Annotated in this window: 3 protein-coding genes; 2 read left to right on the forward strand and 1 reads right to left on the reverse strand. The window is 71.1% G+C overall.

What is annotated here, in order from left to right; genetic code table 11:
* Nucleotides 1-171 precede the first annotated feature (171 nt).
* A complete protein-coding gene (locus ACFTWP_RS35975) occupies nucleotides 172-3,027 on the reverse strand; it encodes an ATP-binding protein (RefSeq protein WP_380269269.1) in 2,856 nt (951 codons plus the stop codon).
* Between the two features lie 1,380 nt (nucleotides 3,028-4,407).
* Between ACFTWP_RS35975 and ACFTWP_RS35980 the strand changes: the two genes are divergently transcribed.
* Together ACFTWP_RS35980 and ACFTWP_RS35985 are read left to right on the forward strand one after the other, a co-directional pair.
* Nucleotides 4,408-6,630 (forward strand): RICIN domain-containing protein, encoded by a 2,223-nt coding sequence (locus tag ACFTWP_RS35980; RefSeq protein ID WP_380269270.1) that lies wholly within the window; start codon nucleotides 4,408-4,410, stop codon nucleotides 6,628-6,630.
* Nucleotides 6,631-6,947: 317 nt separating this feature from the next.
* Nucleotides 6,948-7,255: AAA family ATPase (locus tag ACFTWP_RS35985; RefSeq protein ID WP_380269271.1), on the forward strand; the 308-nt coding region annotated here is incomplete at its 3' end.

Consider the following 7,255-nt stretch of genomic DNA (forward strand, 5'->3'; position numbering starts at 1 on the left):
AGCGGGCCGACCAGGAGTTCGCCCGCCTCCGCGAGCCCGCCTCCGAACACCATCAGCTCGGGGGCGAGCATCGTCGTGGCGATCAGGTTCCGGTCCGCCACCGCGACCTCGATGCCCGTACCGCCGTCATCCGAGCCGATAACGCACTGCCCCGTCGACAGTACGGGGTGATCAAGGCGGGGTGAGGGCCTCGTGGACCCGGTCTCGGGTGACGCCGAGCTTCTTCAGGGTGTTGGCGACGTGGCGTTCGGCGGTGCGGACTGACAAGGCGAGGGCTTGGGCGATGTCCTGGTTGGTGGCGCCGGCCGCGAGGAGGCCGGCCACCTCCTGCTCGCGAGGAGAGAGCTGGTGGCCGTAGGCGCGGCGCCCGCGGTTGGCGGGTCGTCGACCGCTGTCACGTAGCACCCTCTGGCAGTGGGCGGCGTCGGATGCGGCGCCGATCCGGGTGAAGACCTCGTAGGCGTGCTGCAGCAGACGGTCGGCTTCGGCCCCGTTCTCGGCGAGGAGGACCCGTCCGGACTGCTCCGCGCTACGAGCGGCGCGGTAGACCCACCCGATGTCCTCGAAACCAATGCGGGCCTGTGCGAGGAGGCGCGCGGCCTCGGCGGTGTCGGTGTCCGCGGCCAGCAGCCCCTGGCACAGGAGGACTTCCGCCTGGGCGGCGGGGGCGTCGAGGCCGGCGATCCCCCCGGCGGCCTCGGTGGTCAGTTCCTGGGCCTCCTCTCGCCGTCCGCAGGCGAGTGCGGCCTGCACCGCGACGGGGACCAGGTCGGTACCCCAGATCCAGACGCCCTTGTGGCGTTGGAGCCCCAGGGCCCGCCTGGCGGTGGCCCGGGCCTGCTGGGGGCGCTGCTCCAGCAGATCGATACGGGCTAGTGCCGCACCGCCCATGAGGGCGCTCTCCCGAGTCGCCCAGGGCATCTGGTGGGTCACCAGAGCACTTCGGGCGCGGGCCCATTGGCCGCGGGCGATGTCGAGCAGGGCGAGCAGAAGGTAAGGCTCGACACGGAAATTGCTGCCCCCGGCGGTCGATGGGACGATCGCCTCGATCCGCTCCGCCAGGTGTTCCCAGTTCCCCTGCTCGTAGTCGAAGAAGAGTCGGGTCAACACGCAGGCGTCCTCCATCTGCCCGTATCCCGAGTGGTGGGCCAGATCCTCGGCCTCGCGCAGCAGCACCCCGGCGTCCTCGATGCGGCCGATTCGCCCGACGTTGGAGGCGACGTTGCGCAGTGCGCGGGCGCACTGACGCTGGATCTCCAGGTCAGCGCTCCGGCGGGGAAGTTGCCGCAGCAGCGGCTCAGTCTGCGGATCGGCCAGGGAACTCAGGAGTGTGACCCGGCTCGCCAGCACGGTCGCACGGGCTCTCGGGTCACCGCCGGCCGCCATACGCACGGCCTCTTCCATCCCCGCCCGATCCTGGGCGGCGGTGCGGTCGAGCAGGGCGCCGTGACATAGGAAGGCCAGGGCGATGGCGGCCAGCCCCGGCCGGTCGGCCGCCAGTTCCTCAGCCGCCCGACCCATCTGATCGAACCCCTCGAAGTCACCCTGGTTCAGCAGGGCCCGGGCCAGGCCGAGCCGAATCTCGCCACGGGCCGACTCGGCGAGAGCTGGGTCGGAGACGATGCGGCGCAGCACGGCCAGACCGGCTGCGAAGTCGGTACGACGCCCCGCGACGCGGCTGAGCTCGACTGCGGCACGAGTGCGCTGCTCGGGCGGTAGGGCGGTCTCGACGATCAACTGCTGCAGCAGATCGGCGGCAACGCCGTCATCCCCGACGTCGACGGCGTGCTCGGCGGCGGCCCAGGCGCGGGGCAGCCAGACGGCCACATCGCCGAGCTGGCGAGCGTGGTAGGCGATCTGCACGAGCGGGGTGGGCGCCTGCCTGGACAGCATCTCGATCGCGCGCCGGTGCAGCCGACGACGCCGTGGTCCCAGGATCCTCTGGTGCACCACCTGCCGCGCCAGCACGTGTCGGAACCCGTACCGGTCGGCGGACGTCTCGCGTAGGATGCCGGCCTGGAGCGCCGCCACCAGCGCGGCCTCGGTCCGTTCCTCCCCCAGGCCCGACAGCTGCCCCAGCAGCTTCTCCTCCGCCGACACGCCCAGCACCGACGCGGCCTGCACGATCGCCACCGCGTCCTCGGGAAGCGCCGCCACCCGGCTGTTGACCGCCTCCTGGAGCGCCCGTGGCACCCCCAGGTCGGTGAGGCCCTTCAGCGCCTCCAACCGCCCGAGCGGTCCCTGTGTGCTCCGGTCCGCCAGGATGAGCAGATCCGCCTCCACCACCAGCGCGAACCCGCCGCTGCGCTCGTAGAGCTGCGGCGCCACCGCGGCCGCCGCGGTCGGGCCGATCGCGGCGTCCGCGAGTTCGCGCACCTCTGCGTGGTCGAACGGCGCCAGAGAGATCTCGGTGCCGCCGACGCCCACCGGGCGCCGGTAGGGCGAACCGAGGACGTTACCGTGACCGGGCAGGTACCGCGCCCGGTAGGTGAGCAGCAGGCGCAGTTGCTGAGGCGGATTTCGGGCCAGCAGCAGGAGCAGTTCGCGGGTCGCGTCGTCGGCCCAGTGCACGTCCTCGACGGCCAGCACGATCGGCCCCAGCGCCGACAGCAGGTCGTGCACAGCACGCATCAAGCGGCGGTGCAGGTCAGCGGCACCCCCCGTGTCCGTCTCGGCGGGGAGCCGGTCGGCGAGTTCGGGCAGGTAGGGGGCGAGCACCGCGGTGGCGGGACCGAGCGGGGCCCCTGCGTCCGGACGAGCCCGGCGGAGCGCATCGATGACCGGACCGAAGGGGAGGGGTTCACGCAGCGGATGGCACCATCCGGTGAGGGTCGTCATGCCCTCGTTCTCCAGCCGTTCGGTCACCTCCCTCAGCAGACGGGATTTACCCACCCCCGCCTCGCCCTCGACGAGTACGACGACCGGCTCCTGCCGCAGGGCCGCCAGGACCACCCGCAGCTCCTCCTGCCGGCCGACGAACTCGAAGCCCAGGCCGCCGGGTCCTACCTTCCCGCTGAATTCCGCCATCTCGTACCAACAATTCACGCTTCGGCGGGCTTCCGATTCCGGTACCCCGTCCAGGGCGGGATCCGGACCTCGGTGCCGCCCTGCCGGGGGTGGCCTGCCCTCACGCTACCCGCCGGAGTCGCGCCGGGCCTCCCGTCGCTGGACGGTGGGTCGAAGCAGCGCGGCTGCGCGGGAAGGCCGGCGGGTTGCCAGCTGTACGGCGATGGGCGAATCCGTCGGCCTGCTTGAGTGCCTGCGGGGCGAGGGCTCGGTTCCGGTGGGCGAACTGGTCTGGTGGTTCGGGGTGTCCGTCATGACCATGCCGCGACCTGCACGCGCTGGTCGGCGGGAGGACGGAGAAGGTCCACGGCGGCACCGTGCCGACCGACCGCTCTTCCCTCTCCGGGCCTGGACCGGCCCTGGGATCCGCGTCCAGGACGGCGGTCGTGCAAGCCACCGCCCGCTGCCGTGCGCGCCGCGTCATCGCCGTCGCGGACCAGACCCGGTCGGGCGTCGTCAGCCTGAGCGGGTTCGCCCCCTCAGCCGGATCAACGTCTTCGTCACCGACTCATCCTTGGACGCCCGAGCGCGGGCCGTACTCACCAAGACCGTGGGCAGGCTGCTTGTGGCGGCGCCCCTCGCGGGGACTGAAGGAGCGTGGTCGCGCCCGCAGCGTGCTCGGCTACGTGGCATACCACCTGCCAATCACGTGCGAGCAAGGCAGACCGGTATCCGGCCGTGACCTTTCCGGCGGCCCTCCGAGCTTCGTTCGCCGGTCTGCTGGGGCGGAGGAGCACAGGGACGGGAGGAAGCATCCCCGTCCTCGGTGAACAGGAGAGGAGACCTCCGCTGGACGGCGCCGCCACCACTCGCGTTCTCGCGCCCAACCACATATCAGAGCACGGGACTTGACGTCTCCATGACCCTGCGCGAGGTCGGCCCTCGGGGCGCCCGGGCCGCCCTGGCCTCGTTGCCGCAGCACGTCGACGGAGGCGCCGCCCTGCACCGAGGTTCCCGCGAGGCATCCCTTGACATCGCCCCCGACTGCTGTCACGGTTTGCTGAAAGTTGCTTCAATACCCCTCGAAACACGCAACTTTGCGCACAGATGTGGCCATCCTGCAGAACCGTGCGGGGCCGGCGCGCACATCGTCGGACCCCGTCGGCGCATCTGTCCGTCCTCTCGAAGTGCCGACCGGCGCGGTCCGCCTGTGGCGGCCGCGTACGACGGGACGCGCATCGGCGGCACGAGAGCCGTCACACACACGTGCTCAGCGCCTCCACCTGGGCGAGCCTGCTCCGGCCGGCCCCCTCACTCCCGGACGGCCGGTGCCGCGGCTCACCATGCCGCCGATCGCGATCCCCTTCCCCCATGAAGTGCCTTGTCCCCGAAGGAGTTCCCGTGTCCTCCCCTCCCCGTAGAGCACTGGCGGCCGTGTTCGCCGCCACCGTCCTGACGCTGTCCGGTGCCGCCACGTACCCGGCGTCGGCGACCCCGCCCGCCGCCACGTACACGGTCGGCGTCGGATCCCCCGTCCCGTACGACCACCCGACCGACACCCAGGCGTCCCCGTACGTCGACAAGGACGGCACCTTCTACTTCCAGCAGTCCGCCGCCCTGTACGGCGCCAACGAGGTCCGGTACTGGGACTTCTTCACCGGGACCAACTTCGACACCGCCACCCGGTCCGGTGCGATCAGCGACTTCGTCAACCCCGCCAACCCCAGCGAAAGGAACAACGACACCACCTGGCGCTGCAACAACAGCCCCACCGGTCAGGAGGCGACGTACGCGCCGACCCTCACCACCTACGCGCAGAAGAACTACTGCGACCTTGCCGGGCTGTGGGTCGACCCGGACACCGGCGACTGGTACGGCCTGGTGCACAACGAGTTCACCCCGGAGCCCTTCGGTGACGGCCTGCACTTCGACGCGATCGACTACGCGGTGTCCAAGGACCAGGGCAGGACCTGGGACATCAAGAACCACGTGATCACCTCCCCGTACAGCACCACCCGGGGCGACAACACCGCGTTCCCGAACCAGACCTTCGACTACGGCGACGGCGACCAGCGCCTGTTCGTCGACACCGCCTCGGGCTACTTCTACGTCTACTACGGCTCGCGGATCCTCAACAAGGGCGGTGGCTGGGAGGCCTTCCACGAGCACGTGGCGCGCGCCCCGATCTCCTCGAAGATGGCGCCCGGCTCCTGGCAGAAGTGGTACAACGGCGCCTGGTCCCAGCCCGGCGTGGGCGGCCGGGAGAGCAACATGGTCCCGGTCGGCTCCGGCAGCACCACGGGCTACACCCCGGTGTCCGGCGATTACAACCCGGCGAACACGGGCACCGCGGCCCAGCAGATCGCGGCCGGGAAGATGCCCCCGACCTCGCCGCTGTTCGTCATGGACATCACCTACAACGCCTACCTGAAGCTCTACATCGGCCAGCCCCAGGCCGTCACCCAGGACGGCACGTCGCCGCAGTACTTCTACGCGACCGACGACCTCTCCACCCAGAAGTGGTACCCGATCGGCGACACCGGCAGCTACCACACCGCCTCCTGGTACCGCTGGTTCCTCGACAGCGCGAGCAAGACCAACAGCACCATCGTCGGCAAGAGCTTCCGGTCCTACTGCTCGTTCGGCTGCTCCAACGACCACTCCGGCGAATACGTCGACATCACGCTCGGCGCCACCGCCACCGCCCCCGCACCCGTCGACGAGACCAAGGCCTACCGCATCAGCAGCGGCGCAGGACGCGTCCTCGCCCAGACCTCAGGGAGCTCCGCCACCACCTCGCTGGCCTCCTCCACCGGCTCCGCCCTGGAGTCGTGGGCCTTCGCCGGCAACGGTGACGGCTCCTACCGGATCGTCAACTCCTCCACCGGCCAGCTGCTCGGCGTCGACTCCACCGCCACCGCGGGCCGTGCCTGGGGCGCCCAGCCCATCGTCACCGCCGCAGGATCCGGCGGTCCCAGTGTCGGACAGCAGTGGTGGGTCATTCCCGGCGCCTCCACCAGCAACACCCCCACCGGGACGTTCCGCCTGGTCAACCGCTACAGCGGACTGGTGATCGGACTGTCCTCGGACTCCGGCCGACTCACCGAGACCACGCCCACCCGCAGCTGGACGAACACCACCGGCAACGCGGTCGGCGGAACCCGCACCGCGAGCGAGCAGACCCTGACCCTCACCCCCACCGGCTCGGCGTCCGGGAGCCTCGACGGAACCCACACCCTGGTCACCGGAGGCAAGGCCCTCGACGACCCGAACAGCTCGCTGGACGAGGGCACCCAGCTGATCACCTGGAGCCCCAACGGAGGCAGCAACCAGGACTGGGTCCTCACCCAGCAGTCGGACGGCAGCTACCAGATCGTGAACGGCCTGTCCGACCTCTGCATGGACGTCAGCGGCGGCTCCGGCTCCGCCGGCGCGCAGATCATCCAGTGGACCTGCACCGGGGGCAGCAACCAGCACTGGGTGGTCACCACCGCCTCCGGCGGGTACAAGATCACCTCCAAGAGCAGCGGACTCTCCCTGACCACCGCCTCCACCTCCGACGGCGCCCTGATCACCCAGCAGACCGACACCGGCTCCGCCCAGCAGCGCTGGACCATCAACTGACCCTTCGCCCGCAAGAGCGGGCCTGACCCGTCCCGACCGACGGGGCCCTGCGGGCATCCACCCGCGGGGCCCCCTCCCGTCACGTCCCGGACCGGCAGGGTGCAGATCCGGACCCGGTGACCGCGGCGCGGTGACAACCGCGATCGCGGTGCACCTACGGCACCCGGTGCCCAACCCCATTCCGAAGGGATCGTCGGGAGTCGGTGGCCACAGCCGCGGCATCGCCGTCCCGGGGTCGCGGCCCTGCTCTTTGCGGGCAGGTGGTGCCGGGGCTACGTTGAAACCAGGAGGCCCGGCGGGTCTCGTGGAGGTCGGCTGTGGCGGTGGACCGCGAGGGCGTCGGGACGGGGCGCGGTTTCGGGCTGGTCGGCCGGCGTCGGGAGCTGGACCTGCTGCTCGCGGCACTGAAGGTCCCGCCGGCGGTGGTACTGGTGGAGGGCGAACCCGGGATCGGCAAGTCGCGCCTGGTCCAGGAGGCCACGACGGTACTGGCCGGAAACGGCAAGCGCGTGGTGGCCGGTCTGTGCCACCCCCTGCGCGAGCCGTTGCCGTTCGGCCCGGTGCTGGACGCCCTGCGCGACACCGCCGACTGGCTGCCCCCGCCCGACCGGCTCAACCCACAGGC

This window comes from Kitasatospora sp. NPDC057015, assembly GCF_042673745.1.
Taxonomy (GTDB): domain Bacteria; phylum Actinomycetota; class Actinomycetes; order Streptomycetales; family Streptomycetaceae; genus Kitasatospora.

Coding starts and splice junctions, on each gene's coding strand:
- ACFTWP_RS35975 (WP_380269269.1), bottom strand. CDS start 3,027: ATGGCGGAATTCAGCGGGAAGGTAGGACCCGGCGGCCTGGGCTTCGAG.